General features: G+C 70.5%; 15 protein-coding genes. 8 read left to right on the forward strand and 7 right to left on the reverse strand.

Annotated features, from left to right (window positions below):
• Nucleotides 1-37: 37 nt before the first annotated feature.
• The 3 genes from OV427_RS34535 to OV427_RS34545 form a co-directional block, all read right to left on the reverse strand.
• Nucleotides 38-1,039 (reverse strand): RNA ligase (ATP), encoded by a 1,002-nt coding sequence (locus tag OV427_RS34535; RefSeq protein ID WP_267860470.1) that lies wholly within the window; start codon nucleotides 1,037-1,039, stop codon nucleotides 38-40.
• A gap of 123 nt (nucleotides 1,040-1,162) precedes the next feature.
• Complete coding sequence (locus OV427_RS34540) at nucleotides 1,163-2,044, reverse strand: hypothetical protein (RefSeq protein WP_267860471.1); 882 nt, start codon at nucleotides 2,042-2,044, stop codon at nucleotides 1,163-1,165.
• Nucleotides 2,045-2,048: 4 nt separating this feature from the next.
• Nucleotides 2,049-3,317 (reverse strand): hypothetical protein, encoded by a 1,269-nt coding sequence (locus tag OV427_RS34545; protein WP_267860472.1) that lies wholly within the window; start codon nucleotides 3,315-3,317, stop codon nucleotides 2,049-2,051.
• Between the two features lie 275 nt (nucleotides 3,318-3,592).
• Between OV427_RS34545 and OV427_RS34550 the strand changes: the two genes are divergently transcribed.
• The 4 genes from OV427_RS34550 (at nucleotide 3,593) to OV427_RS34565 (ending at nucleotide 8,864) form a co-directional block, all read left to right on the forward strand.
• The gene (locus OV427_RS34550; RefSeq protein WP_267860473.1) at nucleotides 3,593-5,896 is read left to right on the forward strand and encodes an ArnT family glycosyltransferase; all 2,304 of its coding nucleotides are present in this window, start codon (nucleotides 3,593-3,595) and stop codon (nucleotides 5,894-5,896) included.
• Nucleotides 5,893-6,810: an ABC transporter ATP-binding protein gene (locus OV427_RS34555; RefSeq protein ID WP_267860474.1), complete on the forward strand. Its 918-nt coding sequence runs from the start codon at nucleotides 5,893-5,895 to the stop codon at nucleotides 6,808-6,810. Before OV427_RS34550 ends, OV427_RS34555 begins: the two co-directional genes overlap by 4 nt.
• 3 nt (nucleotides 6,811-6,813) lie before the next feature.
• On the forward strand, nucleotides 6,814-7,614 hold the full coding sequence (locus tag OV427_RS34560; protein ID WP_267860475.1) for an ABC transporter permease subunit: 801 nt from the start codon (nucleotides 6,814-6,816) through the stop codon (nucleotides 7,612-7,614).
• 194 nt (nucleotides 7,615-7,808) lie between these two features.
• Nucleotides 7,809-8,864, forward strand: a complete 1,056-nt coding sequence (locus OV427_RS34565; RefSeq protein ID WP_267860476.1) for an SPFH domain-containing protein — start codon at nucleotides 7,809-7,811, stop codon at nucleotides 8,862-8,864.
• 153 nt (nucleotides 8,865-9,017) lie between these two features.
• On the opposite strand, the gene OV427_RS34570 is transcribed toward OV427_RS34565, so the two are convergent.
• The gene (locus OV427_RS34570) at nucleotides 9,018-10,793 is read right to left on the reverse strand and encodes a chromosome segregation protein SMC (RefSeq protein WP_267860477.1); all 1,776 of its coding nucleotides are present in this window, start codon (nucleotides 10,791-10,793) and stop codon (nucleotides 9,018-9,020) included.
• A gap of 30 nt (nucleotides 10,794-10,823) precedes the next feature.
• Between OV427_RS34570 and epmA the strand changes: the two genes are divergently transcribed.
• From epmA to OV427_RS34585, 3 genes are read left to right on the forward strand one after another with little or no spacing between them, the layout of a single operon-like run.
• Complete coding sequence (gene epmA / locus OV427_RS34575) at nucleotides 10,824-11,828, forward strand: EF-P lysine aminoacylase EpmA (RefSeq protein WP_267860478.1); 1,005 nt, start codon at nucleotides 10,824-10,826, stop codon at nucleotides 11,826-11,828.
• Complete coding sequence (locus OV427_RS34580) at nucleotides 11,825-12,565, forward strand: lysophospholipid acyltransferase family protein (protein ID WP_267860479.1); 741 nt, start codon at nucleotides 11,825-11,827, stop codon at nucleotides 12,563-12,565. Before epmA ends, OV427_RS34580 begins: the two co-directional genes overlap by 4 nt.
• On the forward strand, nucleotides 12,562-13,254 hold the full coding sequence (locus OV427_RS34585) for an inorganic pyrophosphatase (protein WP_267860480.1): 693 nt from the start codon (nucleotides 12,562-12,564) through the stop codon (nucleotides 13,252-13,254). Before OV427_RS34580 ends, OV427_RS34585 begins: the two co-directional genes overlap by 4 nt.
• Nucleotides 13,255-13,289: 35 nt before the next feature.
• On the opposite strand, the gene OV427_RS34590 is transcribed toward OV427_RS34585, so the two are convergent.
• The 3 genes from OV427_RS34590 to OV427_RS34600 all read right to left on the reverse strand — a co-directional run bounded on the left by OV427_RS34590 (nucleotide 13,290) and on the right by OV427_RS34600 (nucleotide 16,156).
• Complete coding sequence (locus tag OV427_RS34590; RefSeq protein WP_267860481.1) at nucleotides 13,290-14,042, reverse strand: VanW family protein; 753 nt, start codon at nucleotides 14,040-14,042, stop codon at nucleotides 13,290-13,292.
• Nucleotides 14,026-14,748: a class I SAM-dependent methyltransferase gene (locus OV427_RS34595; protein ID WP_267860482.1), complete on the reverse strand. Its 723-nt coding sequence runs from the start codon at nucleotides 14,746-14,748 to the stop codon at nucleotides 14,026-14,028. The genes OV427_RS34590 and OV427_RS34595 overlap by 17 nt, the downstream gene beginning before the upstream one ends.
• A 124-nt stretch (nucleotides 14,749-14,872) precedes the next feature.
• On the reverse strand, nucleotides 14,873-16,156 hold the full coding sequence (locus OV427_RS34600) for an energy transducer TonB family protein (protein WP_267860483.1): 1,284 nt from the start codon (nucleotides 16,154-16,156) through the stop codon (nucleotides 14,873-14,875).
• A gap of 122 nt (nucleotides 16,157-16,278) precedes the next feature.
• On the opposite strand from OV427_RS34600, the gene OV427_RS34605 reads away from it, so the two are divergent.
• Nucleotides 16,279-17,721, forward strand: coding sequence for a nicotinate phosphoribosyltransferase (locus OV427_RS34605; protein ID WP_267860484.1), 1,443 nt, complete (start codon nucleotides 16,279-16,281; stop codon nucleotides 17,719-17,721).
• Nucleotides 17,722-17,726 lie beyond the last annotated feature (5 nt).

Here is a 17,726-nt window from a genome sequence, read left to right on the forward strand (position 1 = left end):
GGGCGCTCCGTGCAGTGGAGCGCCCGGCCGGGGGCCGTCAGTCCTCGTCCTTGAGCAGGAAGTCGTTGTTGATGATCTTGAACGACAGCCTGCCGCCGCCCAGCGTGGGGGAGGGCCGCTCGACGAGGGGCCTCACCACGATGCCCTCCTTGCGGTTCTTCGTGCCCGGGTAGAAGCCCTGGGCGAGCTTCAGGTAGTGCTCCAGGTCATGCTCGAACGTCCGCGCCGCCTCGCCGGTGATGACGTGCTCCACCGGCACGGTGCGCAGCCCGTGCTCCGCGCAGAAGGCGATGAACTCCGCGTGGCCCAGGAAGCGGCCCGTCCGCGTGTCGTGGACGCTGAAGATGAACAGCTCCGCCTCCGTGAGGCCCAGGCGGTTCTTCTGGATGCCGGGGCCGCACAGCTCTCCCTGCACCGCGAAGCCCGGGGGCAGTACGGTGTCGAGCGCGTACTTCGCGGCCACCGTCCACACCGGGTTCGCCCCGCGCCGCAGCGCCCAGTTGCGCGAGCACGCCACCAGCTCGCCCTCCAGCGGACGGAAGAACGTCGCCGACGAGCCGTCCAGCTTCGTCGTCACGAAGAAGTCGTGGCCGCGCAGCTCGTCCAGGACGCCCAGCGCGGACTGGAGGCGGATTTCATCCGTCCTCGGCACCTGGCCCGGGAAGGGCCCGGCGACCTCTCGGGTGTCGGGCAGCGCCGGCTCGAACTTCACGACGCCGAGCGCGTCGCGCACGTCCGTCCCCTGCGCCGGTGCCTCGCCGGAGAGGATGGACGTGGGCAGCGCGAGCCCCTGCGACAGCACGCCCCTCAGGCGCGCCGTCTTCACCCGGAAGCCCCTCGGCCGCAGGAACTCCGCCCACGGCTGGCCCTCCGGCAACAGGCTGTCGATTTCGAAGAAGACGCACGCGTCACCCGGGGCGAACTCGCCCTTCCTCACCACCACGTCCCAGCCCATCACCCGCGCCTTCAGGATGTTGTCGGCTCCGGGAATGGGCTCCAGGTGGTCGATGCACTGAATCGAGACGAGCTTTCTCTCCATGTCGCCCTCCTTCCCGCCGGCGGAAAGCGCCGGGGCTCCCAGGGGACGGGAGGCGCCACCCGGACTGACAGCACTCTACGCGACGGCCAGGGCCGCCTTCGACGGCACCCGTCTGGCAACACGTCACCACCGTGCGCTGAAGGCACGCACCGCGAGCCCCACGCCCGCCGTCCACTCGCTTCCCCTCGCGAGCCCCGCATCCCGATGCACGTACGCGCCGGACACCTGCAGCACCACCGGCTGGTCTTGCACAGCGAACAGCACCCGCTCCAGGTCCGCCCCGGCCCGCGCGCGGAAGTACGTGCCGCCCTCGAAGCCCAGGCTCCAGCCCGCCAGCCCGGAGGCGTGCATCGCCCACAGCCCGTCGGCGGACTCGAGTCCCGTGTCGAGCATCAACGTGGTGAAGGGCGACACCGTGTGCTCGTTGCCGTCGCGCGAATGCCGCAGCGTGTGGCTCGCCGCCGGCCCCACGCCGAGCCACACGCGCCCCGTCTCCGCGCGCACCGGGTCCACCAGCAGGCCCACGCGCGCCGTCTCCAGCGTCCAGCCCGGGCCCTCCCAGACGCGCCGCTCCAGGTGTCCCAGGCGCGGCGCCAGCGTCACGTCGAAGGGGAAGGGGATGCGCACCGGGCGCGCGGTGGGAAGGAGGATGAAGCCCTCCTCCAGGTGGCGGCGCAGGGTGCCGTCATAGGCCGTGGCGGTGAGCCCGCGCTGCTCACCTCCCCAGGCCTCGACGCCCAGGAGCCGGTGGCTGTTGAACCAGGGCGTGCCCTTGCTGCGACTGGTGCGCCCCGTGCGGATGAGCACGCCGGCCCGCAGCGATTGCGCCCCCTCGCCGTCCCGCACGCGCAGGCCCGTGCCCAGCAGCAATCCGTCTCCCGGGTCGAAGCAGATGGGGAACTGCTCGCCGCTTGCGTCCGTGTGGAGGCAGGCCTCGGCCTCCGAATCCGGGGATGCCTCCGTGGCCGTGGAGGCGAGCAGCAAGACCAGTCCGAGCGCGAGCACGCGACTACTCCCTCGCGGCCGTGGCCATGGGCGCCGAGCGGCGGGCCGGTGCCCACAGCGAGAAGCGCAGCCCCGCGGAGCCGGACCACTCCCACCGTGCCGGGACGTCCTTCAGGTCCTCGCGCCACGCGCCGCGCCCGTCCACCACCAGGCTCAGCGGCTGGTCGTTGACGGCCAGGAGGATGAACTCGTAGCCGGCCTTCACGCTCAGCCGCTCCGGCCTCAGCGGGCGTCCCTCCACCTCGCGGGCCAGCAGCACCTTCTCCGCCTCCACGCCCAGGCGCAGGTGGTGGAAGCCGTCCCGGTCCAACGTCAAATCCCCCTCCAGCGCCGCGCCCGGCACCAGCGTGGTGAAGCCGTTCTTGTAGTCGCGCTCCACGGACGGGCCGGCGCGCACGCGCACGTAGGACACCATGTCCCTCGAGTGCCACAGGTCCAGCGTCGCGTGCACGGCGCCCCAGGTGAGGAAGCCCGCCTCGGTGTCCTCGCGCTCCAGCTCCTCCACGTGCAGCAGCTCCACCCACAGGCCCAGGTTGATGTGGATGTCGTGCCGCCTCGGCTCGCCGAAGAAGGTCGTCACGCGGAAGAGCGGCTCGGCGCGCTCGACGCTGAAGTCGTAGCGCAGCACCGTCGTCTCGAAGGACGGCTCGCCCAGGAACAGCTCCGTCTCCAGGAAGCGCAGCCGGTGCAGGCGCCTGCCCTCGCCAGGAATTTCCACGGAGATGCCGAAGTCCGCGCGCATGCGGCCCTCCATCTCACCGTCGCGCCACAGGGGTGCCCAGGCGCCGCCCAGCCACAGGCGCCGGTTCAGGTCGAAGTTGAACTGCATCACCCGGCCGCGCTCGTCGCGGTACCAGCCGGGGGGCGCGTCGGCGACGGCGGGCTCCAGCCGGTACGTCTTCAACTGGAGCGCGTCCGAGACGTAGGTCTCATCGGTGCACAGGCTCACCCGCTCCAGCGGGCGCTCCGTCTCCATGCCGTCGGCGTCCAGCTCGTACATCGGCGCCACGAGGCACCGCTTCGTCGCGTCGTCACACTGCGCCCGCCACCTTCCGGAGGGCACCGCCTTCGTCGGCGGAAGCGTCAGGCACACGGCACCGGCGTTCGGGTCCTGCATGGGCAGGGGCGAGGCGGGGGGCTGGATGACGGGAGGGCTGGCTGGCTTCTCACCCAGGTGGGACAGGAGGTCCCGCGGCTGGGCCTCGGCGTCCTCCCCGCCTCCTGCCTGTGCGAGCAGGAGGGCACATCCCAGGGCCACGGTGGGTACGAGCATGAAGTCTCCTCGAAGGTGGCGGCCCGGGGCAGAAGAAAGTCGGGAAGGGCCGGTGTCGGCAACCGTTACAAAGCCCGTGCCCCCGGTCGGTCAGCGGGCTTTCGCGGGGTTGGACTCCCCACTCCGTGCAGGCTCCTGCACAATGGCGCGTCCCCCTGCACACCCCGGTGCCTCCGTGGCCGTGGTCGACCGGAGGGGGCGGCGGGGATATAAGGCCGCGGCCCGTGCCCCGTGCGCGGGCCATCCGCCCGAAACGACTCAAGGAGCTTCTGCCCGTGGCGAGCGAAGGCGAACAGCAGGGAGAGCAGACCTTCACCGAGGCCGTCCTCGGCAAGGAGACCCTCTCGGCGAATTGGATGAAGCGGTGGCTGTCGCTGCCCTTCAGTACGCGCGTCGTGGTGGCCACGGCCGGCTTCGCGGCCCTGCTCTTCCTCCCCTACCTGGGGGCGGTGGGGCTGTGGGACTGCTGGGAGACGCACTACGGCGAGGTGGCTCGGATGATGATCGAGCGCCGCGACTACGTGTACCCCTTCTGGGAAGGCTCCTGGTTCTTCTCCAAGCCGCCGCTCACCATGTGGATGCAGGCGCTGGGGATGGAGGTGGTGGGCACCGTGCGCACCGACGGCGCGCTGGGCCTGTACACCGAGTGGGGCATGCGCGTGCCCTTCGCCCTCTTGAGCATCACCGCGGTGGCGCTGCTGTCGCTGGCGGTGTCGCGCGTGGTGAGCCACCGCGCGGGCCTGGCCACCGGCTTCATCCTGGCCACCATGCCGCTGTACTTCCTGCTCACCCGGCAGACGGTGACGGACACCCCCTTCGTCACCACGTTCATCTGCGCCATGGCGTGCGCGCTCATCGCGCAATTGGATGACACGACGAAGCACCGCGCCGCGTGGTGGTACGGCTTCTACTTCTTCGCCGGCCTGTCCACGCTGGCCAAGGGCCTGCTCGGCGTGGGCCTGCCCGCGGTCATCCTGGTGCTGTACGCGGCCCTGGCCGTCATCCCCTGGGACGGCGCCAGCGTGGACGCGCACCTCAAGTGGCTGACGGCCAAGGGCTTCCGCAAGGACGTGCGCGAGGGCCGCAAGGCCATGCCGGTGCTGTGGGGGCAGATGTACCGGATGCACCTGGGCACGGGCATCCTCGTCTTCCTCGCGGTGGCGGTGCCCTGGTACCTCACCATGTCCCTGTTCAAGAACGTGGACGATGAGGGCAAGCTCTTCTGGTACCGCTTCTTCATCCACGACCACCTCAACCGCCTCACGGCGGGCGTGCACACCACCACGCCGGGCGGCACGTTCATCTACTTCATCGAGCAGGGCGGCTTCGCCATCTTCCCCTGGGTGGCCCTGCTGCCGGGCGCCTTCGGCGTCGTGTCGCGGCTGAAGCTGCGCTCGGCGAGCAAGGCGGACCACCTGGCCCTCATCGCCGTGCTGTGGGTGGCCTTCTCGTTCTGGCTGCTGGCCTCCAGCGCCACCAAGTTCCACCACTACGTCTTCCCGGTGCTGCCGGGCATGGCCATCCTCCTGGCGCTGTTCGCCGACCGGCTGTGGGAGGAGGGCATCTCCACGCACGCGGTGAGCCTCATCTTCGGGCTCGTCCTCTTCATCCTCGTGGGCAAGGACCTGGCGGAGAACCCGAAGAACTTCACCGACCTGTTCGTCTACAACTACGACCGCCCGTACCCGCAGGAGCTGGTGACCAAGCCCATCGCCTTCTTCGCCTCGCGCCCGCTGTGGACGGGTGACCTGGTGACGCTGGTGCTGCTGGCCTTCGGCGTGTACCTCTCCTTCGACGCCTTCTCCGCGCGCTCGAAGGACAAGGCGACGCCGGGCTCCCGCGCGGTGGCGCTGCTGCTGCTGCTGTCCGGCGCGGCCACGCTGGGCGCGGTGGCGTCGCAGGCGCAGGTGTCCGCGGAGGCGCTGCTGGGCCTAGCGCTGCTGGCGTCGGGCGGCTTCCTGGCCTGGCAGGCGTCGCGCCCGGGCACGCAGGGGCGCGCCTCGCTGCAGACGGTGGCGGGCCTCATCGCGGTGGCGGGCGTGGCGCTCGCGGTGCGCGGCTTCCGCCAGCCGGTGGCGGAGGACTCGCTGCTCAAGGCGCTGTCCGAGCCCGTCAACATCAAGAGCACCCTGGGCTTCACCTTCGCGGTGGCCGGGGCGCTGGCGGTGGTGGCGGCCATCCTGCGCGCGCGGGTGATGCTGTTCGGCACCTTCTGGGCGCTGGCCGCGGGCGTGGCCCTCTGGTTCAACTGGAGCCACTGGGTGGACCTGTCCCACCACTGGACGCAGCGCGACCTGTTCTGGCGGTACTACGAGCAGCGCAAGCCGGACGAGCCCATCGTCGCGTTCATGATGAACTGGCGCGGCGAGACGTTCTACTCGCGCAACACGGTGGAGCAGTACCGCAGCACGGACTCCAACACGCGCATGCGCAACCTGGCGGCGCGGCCCGGCCGTGAGTGGGTGCTGGTGGAGCACAACCGCCTCAACCTGCTGCGCAACGCGGTGGGCGCGGACAAGGTCGTCACGCCCGTGGACCGCGACATCAACAACAAGTTCGTCCTGGTGACGGTCGATTGAGCGGTATCCACGTCGAGGGCCTGGGGAAGCGCTTCGGGGACCGCACGGCGGTGGAGGGACTCTCCTTCCACGTGCGGCCCGGTGAGGTGTTCGGCCTGCTCGGGCCCAACGGCGCGGGGAAGACCACCACGGTGCGCATGCTCACCGGCCTGCTCAGCCCCAGCGAGGGCGAGGCCACCGTGTGGGGCCACCGCGTGGACCGCGACGGCGAGTCGCTGCGCAAGGTGGTGGGGCTGCTCACCGAGCAGCCCGGCCTCTACGACAGGCTCACCGCGCGGGAGAACCTGCGCTTCTTCATGAAGCTGCACGAATTGGACGAGGCGAAGGCGTGGCCTCGCGCGCAGGACTACCTGCGCCGCTTCGGGCTGGGCGGGCGTGACGCGGAGCCGGTGGGCGGCTTCTCCAAGGGCATGCGGCAGAAGCTGGCCATCGTCCGCACGCTGGTGCACGACCCCCAGGTCATCTTCCTCGACGAGCCCACCAGCGGCCTGGACCCGGAGTCCGCGCGCACGGTGCGCGACGCGGTGGCGGAGCTGGCGTCGGAGGGGCGCACCATCGTCCTGTGCTCGCACAACCTGTCGGAGGTGGAGCGCCTGTGCGAGCGCGTGGGCGTGGTGAAGCGCCGGCTGCTGGCCATCGGTCCGGTGCGCGAATTGCGGCGCTCGGGGCAGGCGCTGGACGTGCGCGTGGATGGCGAGGCGGAGCGCTTCCTCAACGTGCTGACGTCGCTGCCCTTCGCGCCCAACGTGCTGGCGGAAGGGGCGCGGCTGCGCGTCATGCTGGCGGACGAGGCGCACGCGCCCGACGTGCTGGCGTGCCTGGTGGGCGCGGGCGCGCGGGTGCACAGCGCGGTGCCCGCCCAGCGGCCGCTCGAAGAGGTGTACCTGGACCTGCTGCAAGAGGGGAGGGGGTAGCCCATGGCGTTCCGTCCCCGGCGGGCGATGGCGGTCTTCTGGAAGGACTTCCTGGACCTGCGAAAGAATGTGGGCCTGCTGGTGTCCATGGCGGTGCTGCCCACCGTCATGGTGCTGGTGCCCATCGGCGTCGTCTGGTCCTACGTGCGCACGCCCAACCACGCGGACCTGCGCAGCGTGGCCATGTTCTACGACCCCAACCTGCCGCTGGGGGCGAGCGCGGCGCGCTTCCTCATCGACAAGACGCTCACCGACTGGTTCGGCATGTTCCTGGTGATGCCCGTCTTCGTCCCCATCCTCATCGCCTCGCAGAGCGTGGCGGGGGAGAAGGAGCGGCGCACGCTGGAGCCGCTGCTCGCCTCGCCGGTGACGGCGGCGGAGCTGGTGACGGGCAAGAGCCTGGCGGCGCTGGTGCCCGCGGTGGTGATTACCTGGGTGGCCTTCCTCTGCTTCTGCGTGGGCGTGGACATCGTCGCGTGGCCGCTGGTGCAGATGCCGCTGATGCCGAACGCACTGTGGACCTTCGGCGTCTTCGTGATTGCGCCGCTGTTCGCCTTCTTCGGCAACGGGGTGGCGGTGCTCATCTCCGCGCGGGTGAGCGAGGCGCGCATGGCGCAGCAGCTCTCCGCGCTGGTGGTGCTGCCCCTCGTCGGCATGGTGGGCGGACAGGTGGCCGGCTTCCTCAAGGCGGGGCTGGGCTACTACGCCCTCCAGGGCGCCGTGGTGCTGGTGCTGGACGCGGTGCTGCTGTGGGCAAGCATCCGCCTGCTGGACCGCGAGCGCCTCGTCAGCCGCTGGGGCTGACGTCCGCTACCGGGCCGTGACCGGCCGCCGGAAGGGCGAGCGGCTAGGCAATGGCCAGTGAAACTGGCATGTTGCGAGCAGGCAGCCGGGCGAAGGCGGGCGCGCTTTCGTCGTGGGTGCCACGTTCTTAAGAGGGGCGGGAGGCGGTGCGGGTTGACCGGCTGCCGACGCGGCCACGGAGGCGCTGACGAGCAATGGGTATCTTCGACAGCATCAAGGGCGAGGCGAAGCGCAACTTCATCGCGCGGGCGGACTCGGCGAAGGGCGAGATCATCTACAAGTATCCGGAGAACAACATCCGGATGCTGACCCAGCTGACCGTCGACGCCGACGAGGTCGCCCTCTTCGTGAAGGACGGCAAGGTCGAGGGCAAGCTGGGGCCCGGGCGGCACACGCTCGACACCAACAACATCCCCTTCCTCGCCCGGCTCATGGAGAGCTTCACCGGCGGCAATCTCTTCATCTCCGAGGTCTTCTTCGTCTCGGTGCGTGAGGTGGCCGGTGTGAAGTTCGGCGGTCCCATCGGTGACGTGAGGGATCCGGAGACGGGCCTCGGCATCGGCACCATGGTGTACGGCGACTTCTCCATCCGCGTGACGGACCCGGAGAAGCTGGTGGTGGGCCTCGTGGGCATGGGCCGCACCAGCAACGACGAGCTGCTGGGCTGGTTCAAGAACCAGGTGCTCAAGGTGACGCGCGACCGCATCGCCGAGCTCCTGGTGAAGAAGCGCTGGCCCCTGCTCGACGTGACGAGCGGCGCGTACACGGAGGAAATCGAGACCGAGGTCATCGGCGGGCTGAAGCCGCACGTGGACGGCTACGGCCTCACCGTGGTTCGGATGGGCAACTTCCACGTCAGCATCAAGCCGGAGGACGAGGCGACGCTGAAGAAGCTGTCCAAGGACGTGGCGTACTCGCGCCTGGCGGGCGGCTTCCAGCAGTACGCGCAGGGCCAGGCGATGCTGGGCGCGGCCGAGGGCATGGCCAAGGGCGGCGGTGAAGGCGGCGGCGGTGCCGGCAACGCGCTGGGTGGCATGGGCATGGGCATGGGCTTCGGCATGGCCCAGCAGTTCATGAACCAGCAGCACCAGCAGCAGCCGCAACAGCAGCAGCCGGCGCCCCAGGCGGCTCCCGCCGACACGCGCAGCCCCGCGCAGCGCCTGAAGGAAATCAAGGAGCTGAAGGACGCGGGCGTGCTCTCCGACGAGGAGTACAACGCCAAGCGCGCGGAGCTGATGAAGCTCCTGTAGTGCCGCGCTGAAGCGCTTCCCGGGGACACTCCGGGGAGGATTGAAGGCCTCCGTCCTCGAGCAGGGCGGGGGCCTTTTCGTTTCCTGCGCGGCGGTGGCACTCCGGAGCCCGCCCCTCACGGGACGGGCATGCACCTCACCCGGCCGTGTGGCTCAGCGACCGTCGCCCGCCTGCGGCACCGGCGTCTTCGGCGCGGCCTGTTTCTGCTCGGGCTGCGGGGTGAACTCCTCCAGCCCCGGCGGCGGGGGCGGCTGGGTGAAGTCCTCCAGCCCGGGCGCGGCGGGGAGGATGGCGTCCTCCACGCCCTCCAGGTGGAGCTTCATCGGCACCTGGAGCGTGGTGCCCAGCCGGAGCAGCAGCACGTCCGGGGAGATGGTCTTCTCGCCAATCGCCTCGGCGACCTCGCGCGCGGACAGCGCGTTGCCCTTCGCCCACAAGTCCTTGAGGAACTGGCCGGACTGCGGCGAGCGCCACCACGCCGGGCCGAAGCGCGCCTTGAGCTGCGCCTGGAGCTGCCCCGCGAGGAACCACGCGCGGAAGCTGTCCGCGGACTGGAAGAAGTCCTCCTGGTCCACGAGGTAGCGCGCCACGTCCTCATCCGTCATCGGGATGTCGTCCGTGCGCGACATGATTTCGCGGTACAGCTCCTTCGGGTCCGCCTCCACGCGCCGGTGCAGCTCCAGTTGGTACAGCAGCCGCCCCGCCGCGTGACGGATGAGGTACAGCTTGTGCGCGCTGGACGCCGCCAGGTACTTCGAGCGCTGCTCGCCCGCGACGCCCGCGTGCTCCTCCAGCCACACCGGGTCCTCCACCAAATCTTCGAAGAGCGCCGAGTACGCCTCGCCCACCGTGGGGTTGCCCAGCCGCGCCAGCTCGAAGCGCGTCTCCTTCGTGAAGGCCGAGTGCAGCGCGTGCCCGAACTCGTGCAGCACGCGGGCCTGGTGCAGCGCGCCCGAGCCCGGCTTGAACGACAGCCGCACGTCGTCCGGCACCCGCACCGCCAGCGCCAGCGGCCGCGAGCTCTTGCGCGGCAAATCCCGTGAATCAATCTTCACGTTGGGCAGCTCGGCCAGGTCGATGTTCATCCCCGACAGCGTGCCGTGCGCCTTGAGCAGCGACTCGCCCTTGGGGAAGGCGTCCTCCACCTCGCGCGAGCGGAACAGCCGGGGGATGTCCGCGCGGGTGATGTCCTTGAAGGGCATGCCCAATTCGCGCTGGCTCAGCCGCTCCATCACCACCCGGTACGGTGCCTGCGTGGCCTGGAGGATTTCCTCCGCCAGCACGCTCAGCTTCCCCAGGTCCGCCTGCCGCAGCTCGCCGCCGAAGGCCTCGTACGAGGAGAAGCCCAGCTCGCGCACCAGTTCCTCCGCGCGCTCCTCGCGCCGCCGCAGCGTCTGGTTGAGTCGCTCAATCGCGGGCGTGGCCGCCGTGTACATGGCGTGCCGGCGCGCCACCGTCCGCTCGTTGGCGAGCAGCCGCTCCAAGTCGCGGTAGCGCAAGTCCTTCCCGTCCACGTTGAACGTGAGGGACGCCTCCAGGTTGGCGGCCGCGTCGTTGAACTCGGCGAGCGCGCGCGAGAGGTACTCGCCAGCGAAGTGCGAGTGCAGCGCGGTGAGGGCGCGCACCTCGCGCGCGTCCGTGGTGAGCTGCCGGAGCCGGTCGATTTTGCGGATGTTCTCGATGCTGAAGAGGGCCTCCTTGCCCGCGTACGTCCCGGCGACGTCCACGTGGCGGCCCTCCGTCCAGAAGACCCACACCAGCCGGTGCTGAGCCTCCAGGAGCGCCTCGGCCTGCGTGGTGAGGTCCTTCACGTCGGCGGTGAGCTGCTGCTGCTCGGTGAGCGCCTTCCGGGCATCCGCCGGTGGACCCTTGGGACAGGCGGTGATGCAGAAGGCAACAGCGAGCAGCAGGGGAATCCTTGGGTGCATGTGGGGCCTCATGTTACTTCCGCGCTGCCCATGCCCAACCTTTCTCAATGGCGGGCTGCCCGGGGGCGTCAGGCCCTCTACTCCGCCCTGCGACGTTTCTTCGCCTCCCATGACTACCTGGAGGTGGAAACACCGCTCCTCATCCCCGCGCCCGGCATGGAGCCGCACATCAACGCCTTCGAGGCCGGCTTCATCCCGGAGACCGACATCGGCCGCGCGAGGACGCTCTACCTCCACACCAGTCCCGAGTACGCGATGAAGCGCCTGCTCGCCGACGGGGCGGGGCCCCTCTTCCAGATCTGCAAGGTGTTCCGCAACGGCGAGGTGTCCCCCACCCACAACCCGGAATTCACGATGCTGGAGTTCTACCGGCCCCGGGCGGACTACCACGGCATCATGGACGACCTGGAGGGTGCGCTCGCCGAGGCGGGACGTAGCGCGACGGAAGGTGAGCCCGGCGCGGACCCGGCCTTCTTCACGCGCACGCCCTACGAGCGGCTCACGGTGCGCGACGCGGTGCTGCGCGCCACGGGCGTGGACATCCGCGTGCATGCGGACGGGCCCTCGCTCAAGCGGGCGGCCGAGGCCGCGGGCGTGCGCACCGGCGACGCGGAGAGCTTCGACGACATCTTCTTCCACCTCTTCCTGCAGCGGGTGGAGACCGGGCTGGGCCACGAGCGGCCCACCTTCCTGATTGAGTACCCTGCGTCCATGGCGGCGCTCTCCCGGCTGAAGCCTGGAGACCCGGCGGTGGCGGAGCGGGTGGAGCTGTACGCGAAGGGCCTGGAGCTGGCGAACGGGTTCTCCGAGCTGACAGACCCGCAAGAGCAGCGGGCGCGGTTGGTGGAAGAACAGGAACTCAGGCGTCGGCTGGGGCGGTCCGTGTATCCACTGGACGAGCGGTTCCTTGACGCGGTAGGTCGAATGCCACCCTCGGCGGGCATCGCCGTGGGACTCGACCGAATCCTGATGTTGCTGCTCGGGGTCCAGCGCATCTCGGATGTCCTCCTGTTCCCCGCCCACGAGTTCGTGTGATTCGCAAACTCCTGCAGACGGCGTTCGCCGGCTCGGCGGCGGTGGGCCTCACGGGCGTGTTCTCCACGGTGGTGTCGGCGCTGTCGCTGCGGGAGGACGTGGAGCGCGCGGACCAGGCCCTGGTGCTGTGGGGCCGCTCGGTGCTGGCGTCGGCGGGGGTGAGACATGAGGCGGTGGGGCTGGAGAACATCCCGGCGCAAGGCCACGTCGTCTTCGTCAGCAACCACCAGTCGCACTTCGACGCGCCGCTGAACTTCGCGCACATCCGCAAGCACACGCGGTACGTGGCGAAGGCGGAGCTCTTCAAGATTCCGGTGTTCGGCGCGGCGCTGCGGCGCGCGGGCAACATCCCGGTGGAGCGCACGGGCGGCGGAGGAGACAGGGCCCGCCTGTCCGAGGCCGCGAAGGCCGTGCGCGAGCGGGTGAGCGTGCTCTTCTTCGCGGAGGGCACGCGCAGCGAGGACGGCCTGTTGCGGCCGTTCAAGAAGGGGGCCGCGACGCTCGCAATCCAGGCGGGCGTGCCGGTGGTGCCCCTGGCCGTGTCAGGCACACGGCTCATTCTTCCCAAGGGAGGCCGGGCGGTGCGGTGGGGCCAGCGCGTGGCGCTGGTGGTGGGCAAGCCCATCCCCACCGAGGGCCTGACGATTCAAGACCGCGACGCGCTCACGCGCCGGCTGGAGGACGCGGTCGCTCAACTCTATGCCGAGGCGTGCAAGCGCTCGGGAGACGCTCCATGAAGAAGCCCGTACAGACCACATCCCAGGCCCACCCGTGGCATGGCATCACGCCCGGGGAAGAAGCCCCTTCCATCGTCACCGCGTACATCGAAATCGTCCCCACGGACGCCGTGAAGTACGAGCTGGACAAGGAGTCCGGCATCCTGAAGCTGGACCGCCCGCAGCGCTTCAGCAGCCAGTGCCCCACGCTCTACGGCTTCATTCCGCAGACGTACTGCGATGAGCTGGTGGCGAAGCGCTGTGCCGAGCGCACGGGGCGCAAGGACATCCAGGGCGACCGGGACCCGATTGATATCTGCGTGCTGACGGAGAAGGTCATCTCCAACGGCAACCTGCTCGTGCGCGCGGTGCCGATTGGCGGCTTCCGGATGGTCGACGGCAACGAGGCCGACGACAAGATCATCGCGGTGCTGGAGTCGGACCTGGTGTACGGCGAGCTGCAGCACATCGCGCAGCTGCCGCGCGCGCTGCTGGACCGGCTCAAGCACTACTTCCTCACGTACAAGCAGATTCCCGGCGAGGGGAAGCGCAGCGTGGAAATCGCCGAGGTCTATGACCAGCCCGAGGCGCTCGAGGTCATCAAGCGCAGCATGAAGGACTACGAGCGGCTGTACGGCGCGAAGGCCAACACGTCGGAGAGCCGCGCACGGCCGGCGCGCAAGGCGCGGACGCGGGCTCGCGCGAGCTGAACGCATCCCACCGGCCCTACCGCGCGGGAGGTACCTCAGCGGTGGGGCCGGGCATAGCGGGACGTACCCAGCAGGTCCGGCGCGGACGCCCCCGGCCGCTGACGCCAGGTCGTGACGTAGCGCGCTTCCGGTTCGTCCCGGGTGATGAACGCCACATCGAACGTCTCCATGGCGGCGGGCGCGCGGAGCGAGCCGGTGAGCCAGTCCGCCTCCAGGTGGAAGCGCAGGGCCACGGGGAAGGGGAGGACGTTGCGCAAGCGCAGGTCCTTGTACCCGTAGACCACCGTGGCGTCCGAGCCGAGCGGCGCGAATCGCGTCTCGTCCGTGTAGAGGTCCACCGAGTGCGGGTGCCGCTCCACGACTTCGAGCCCGGACCTCAGCGCGAGCAGGTGGATGAGGCCGGAGAGCTGACAGAGGCCGCCGCCCTCACTCGCGATGAGCTCGCCGCCTACGAGGTTGCGCCCGTCGACGAAGCCCCGGCCTCGTGACGGGCTGCCCACCAGCCGCCAGAACGAGAAGAGCCGGCCAGGGGGAAGCCGCACGTCCTGCAGGGGGCAGAGGGCTCGCGACAGGTTGTGGCGCTTGCCCTCCAGGTACGCGGAGCGGCCCAGGGACTGGGTCATGGAGAGCCGCTCGGGCCAGCCCTCCACCTCCGCCGCGCTCCCGGGGCCCACCAGGCTCCATCGCGCCCCCGTGCGCACGTCCCGGAGCGCGCGCCGGGTGAGCGCCAGCCGGACGCGCACGGGCGCGGGCACCCAGGGCCGGAGCCGCTCAGCCCAGCTTCTCAAGCTTCACCATTTGGTAGGAGGCCAGGTGCTTCAGCGGCGTGCGCCCGAGCAGCGCCTCCGCCCACCGCAGGTGCGGGCGCAGCGGCGGGGGCAGGCGATGCACCGGCGCGAGCGCGACGCCCCGCCTCTCCGTCAGCCGCCAGCGCTCCGCGCACAGCCCGCGCAGCTCCGCGGGCGACATCGCGGTGGCCGCGTGCCAGCCCGAGGGCTGGTGGCCCACCAGCCTGCGCCGCAGCGCCACCGGGAAGTCGAAGACCATCACCCCGCCCGGGCGCAACACCCGCCAGCACTCGTCCAGCACGCGGCGGACGACGGGTAGCGGCAGGTGCATGAACACGTGCATGGAGAAGACGGCGTCGAGGGCTCCGGCGGCCATGGGGATGCTCCAGGCGGGGGCCTCGTGGATGCGCTTGTGCGGCCACCGCCGCCGGGCCAGTTGGACCATCCCCGGGCTGGCGTCGAGCCCCTCCGTGGCCAGGTCCAGAAAGCGCCCCGTCCCACAGCCCAGGTCGAGCACTCGCGGGCCCTTCAGCCAGGCGCGGAGGACCGGGCGCTCCAGCCCGTCCACGTAGGCGCCATAGGAGTTGCCGAACCGGTCCGCGTCGTACGTGGGGGCGAGTGCGTCGTAATAGGCAATGACCTCCTGGAGCTCCGACAGGAGCGGGTCTGGCGGAGGGTCTGGGCGAGAGGACGGGGGGGCATCCATGTGGGCGGGCCTGGGCTGCAGCGCGGAAGATACCATGCGAGCCCCGGCGGCCTCGGCAAGCCGCCGGCCTGTCGTAGGCGGGCCTCGGCTCATTGTGCGGGTCCAGCGGTCCTGTGCGCTGGCATCAGCGGACCTCCAGCAGCCGCACGCGCTTGTAGATGCGGCGGTCCAGCGGCATGCGGGTGTCGATGAAGCCGAGCGCTTCGTCGAACTCGAAGGTGAAGGACGGAATGGGCGGGCTGATGGAGATGATCAGCTCGAACTGCCAGAGGCTGGTGATGCGCTCGCGGTTGCCGACTGCCTCGGCGGGTGGTGGGGGCAGCTTCTCCGCCGCGGCGCGCACGTCCTTGATGGCTTCCTGGTCGACCTCGGGCTGGTGGCTGGGGCTCACGAGCTTCACGTCCAGGAGCTGGCCCTGCGCGTCCTGCACCACGCGGATGGTGGCGCGGCGGGTGGCGCGGAACTCCTCGCGCATCTTCTGCCGCAGCTCGCGGCGGGCCTGGATGCTGGGGTCTCCCACGGTGCTCACGGGCCTGCGGCGGTCTGCCTCCGGTGCGTCCTTCGCGCCGAAGGAGCCCGAGTCGCCGTAGTGCTCCGCACGCTCCAGCCAGATGCGCGAGTACGCCCGGCCGCGCTCCATGCCCATGTCGAAGTAGCCCTGCAGGCCGTGCTCCTTCACCGAGCGGTCCGCGTCCCACGCCTTCATCAGCGCCTTGCCGAGCTGGCTGAAGTACGGGTGCACGAGCCCGCGCTCCACCTTGCCCCGGCCGATGCCCTCCGAGACGAGGTCCTGCACGAGCGCCTGCGCCGAGGCTTGCGTGTCCGGGACTCCCGCGTCGAGCGTGGCCACCGGGTCTCCCCGGTCCACCGGCGCCGTCACCTCGCGCGCCGCGAGCAGGAGCCGCGAGCCCGTCAGCTCGGCGCGCGGCATGTCGGAGGGGGACAGGTCCGCTCTCGGCACGTCAGCGCGCGGGGATACGTCCGCTCGAGGCGCCTCCGCGCTCGGCACGTCCGAGGGTGGAGGCAGGTCCGCTCGGGGCGCGTCGGAACGGGGAGGCGTCACCTCGGCTCGGGGCACGTCGGGACGTGTCGCGTCCTGCGTCGCGGGGCGGTCTTCGCGAGGAATCGCTGACGGCGGGGGAGGGGGCCTGCGTGGCCTGTCCTCGCCCGGTGCGGAAGGTGCCGCAGCCTCCGCCACGGCAGGCGGCTTCGGCTCCGGAGGCGGACGCTCGGCGGTACGGGTGGGCCCGGCCACCTCCACCTCGACCCACTCCACCGGGGGCGGAACCGGCGCCGGAGGACGGCGCACCTCGCGCTCCTCCCCGCGTACGAGGAGCCACACGAGCCCATGGGCGCCAAGACTGGCCGCGAGCGCGAAGAGGAGTCGTCGAGAGGGAGCCGGCGACATGGTCCCTGCTTTTAACCCCGCTCCCTCGCCGCGCCCGTGAAACAACGGCGGAAACGGGAGCAAGGGTAGGAAACAGCACCCTCCCGCGCTTAGGCTCTCCTACACGGAGGAGTACACCCAGGATGGCGACCTCGCTGCTCGCGACGGATGGCTACAAGTTCAGCATGGCGGAGGCGGGCTGGCCCCTGCGCCAGGAGACCTTCTACTACTCGCACCGCAAGGGTGGCCTCCAGGTCATGCCGCTCGACCTGGCCGCCTACGTCAAGGCGCTGCTCCCCGACCCGAAGCCCGAGGACTACGAGTTCCTCGCCCGCTACGACTACGAGATGGGCGTCGGCTTCAAGGCCGCCATCCTCCGCAAGGAGAAGCTCACCGTCCGCGCGATTCCCCGCGGCGCGCTCTTCTACCCGCGCGAGCCCATCCTCACCCTCACCGGCCCCTCCGCCCTCGTGTCATGGGTAGAGCCGCTGCTCCTGCAACTCAACTACCGCATCCAGGTGGCCACCCAGGCGCTCGCGGACCGTGAGGCGCTCGCCAGCGCGCTCGCCACCGTCACCTGCGAGGAGCAGAAGGCCATCGCCTTGGAGACGCTCGACGCCGTCGGGGTGAAGCCCGTCCCCATCACCGTCGACACCGAGGGCTACCTGCGCCGCGTGCGCGCCACCGTGCAGGAGCTCATCGACATCGTCGAGGACCCGGCCCGCATCTTCGAGGTGGGCCTGCGCGCCGCCACCTGCATGGAGCACCACGAGCTGGCCCTGCGCGCCTGCAAGGAGGCCGGCGTCCAGCGCACCTCCAATGTCGAGGGCGCGCGCAGGCTGGGGATGATTCCCGTGGGCACCATGGGCCACGAGCACGTGCAGCGCTACGGCTCGGACGACGCCGCCTTCCGCGCCATGCGCGAGCGCCGGCCCGGCCGCTCCAGCTACCTGCTGGACACCTTCGACACGCTCACCTCCGGCATCCCCGCCGCCTTCCAGCTCATCCGTGAGGACCCGAGCGCCCAGGACTCCATCCGCTTCGACTCGGGCAACAAGAAGCTCCAGTACCTCTACGCCGTGACACGCGCGCGCGACGTGGGCATCCGTCCCGTCAACATCCTCGAGGACGGCCTGGACGCCCAGGCCACGCTCGAGTTCGAGGACCTGCGGCGCCAGGTGGGCTGGGAGCCGTCCGCGCAGTTCTACGGCTACGGCGGCCACATCGTCGCCCGCACCATGGACTGCTCCCTCACGAGAGACCGCGTCGCCGCCATCTACAAGCTGTCCAGCACGGGCCGCACCCCGGTGATGAAGTTCGGCAACGAGCTGGCGGAAGGCAAGCAGAGCATCCCTGGCACGCCCGTCATCTTCCGCCGCCGCCATGGCTCGGGGCCCATCGGCCTCGTCGGCCAGGAGGGCGAGCCGGTGCCCGAGGGCTACTTCCCCCTCATGGACAGCGCGGCCGAGGCCCCGTCGCTCATCGGCGCGCAGGAGCCCTCCGCCGACGCGCGCATCGCCTACACCCCGGCCACGAAAGAGCTCGTGGAAGAGCTGACGCGCCGCAACTTCCCCAAGGGCCGCTAGAGAGG

The organism is Pyxidicoccus sp. MSG2 (assembly GCF_026626705.1).
Lineage (GTDB): Bacteria > Myxococcota > Myxococcia > Myxococcales > Myxococcaceae > Myxococcus.